This window comes from Alcanivorax sp. HI0044 (assembly GCF_001634945.1).
This window is the reverse complement of sequence record NZ_LWEZ01001823.1, coordinates 1-915: the sequence shown is the minus strand read 5'-3', so window position 1 is coordinate 915 and position 915 is coordinate 1. Positions and strand designations below refer to the sequence as shown.

Here is a 915-nt window from a genome sequence, read left to right as displayed (position 1 = left end):
CTTTTTCCTGTGATTCAGATTTTGGCACCTGCAGGAGCGGCGCTCCTACAGCTCAATTATCGACGTTGCTCCAGCAACCGCTTGGTCATTAATAACGCTGCGATCACCCGCGCCTCGGTCACATCGTCCCGTTCTATCAAACGATCCAGCTCTGACAGTTTCCAGGTGAGCACTTCCAGCTCTTCCGGTTCATCGCCGGGCAGGGATTCTTCGTAGAGATCTTCAGCCAGCACCACCTTGATGCGGTGGCCCATATAACCCGGCGACAGGGTCATGTCCTTCATTAGCGTGAGACGGCGAGCGCCGTAACCCGCCTCTTCCTTCAACTCCCGGTTGGCCGCGTCGCGCCAGTCTTCACCGTGTTCGTAAGCTCCCTTGGGCAGGGTCAACTCATAACTCTCTGTCCCCGCGCCATATTCCCGAATCATCACCACGGTGTCGTCATCCAGCAACGGCACCATCATCACCGCCGCAATCGGCGGCGTACGCAGGCGCTCGTAGGTGCGCTCCACGCCGTTGGAAAAGCGCAGGTGAAGTTCTTCGATCCCGAACAGGCGGCTCTTTGCTATCAGCCGGGTGTCGAGAATCTCCGGTTTCTCATCCATAATTACCTCTGAGCCCGCTATTGCAGGCAAGACTAACCCGAACACGCAGGAAATTCATGATTGACTGGCAATCCGTCGACACTGTGCTGCTGGATATGGACGGCACCCTGCTGGACCTGCACTTTGACAACTGGTTCTGGCAACAACACGTGCCCGACTGCTACGCCCGGCAACTGGGTCTGGAGCAGGCCGAGGCCAACCGCATCATCCACGACTGGATCACCAGCCACCAAGGCACCCTGAACTGGTACTGCCTGGATTTCTGGACCGCCGAGCTGGGTCTGGAAATTGCCGGCTTGAAAAGAGCCGC

The 915-nt window shown here is 57.7% G+C and carries 1 protein-coding gene and 1 pseudogene; one reads left to right on the top strand and one right to left on the bottom strand.

Annotated features, from left to right (window positions below):
* Positions 1-56 precede the first annotated feature (56 nt).
* Positions 57-605: an ADP compounds hydrolase NudE gene (gene nudE / locus A3730_RS27275; protein ID WP_063520581.1), complete on the bottom strand. Its 549-nt coding sequence runs from the start codon at positions 603-605 to the stop codon at positions 57-59.
* A gap of 56 nt (positions 606-661) precedes the next feature.
* Here nudE and A3730_RS27270 point away from each other — a divergent pair.
* A pseudogene (locus A3730_RS27270) lies at positions 662-915 on the top strand (haloacid dehalogenase); the annotation flags it as partial.

Excerpts from the sequence above, each read along its gene's own strand:
- nudE (WP_063520581.1), bottom strand. The coding sequence starts at position 605 with ATGGATGAGAAACCGGAGATTCTCGACACCCGGCTGATAGCAAAGAGC.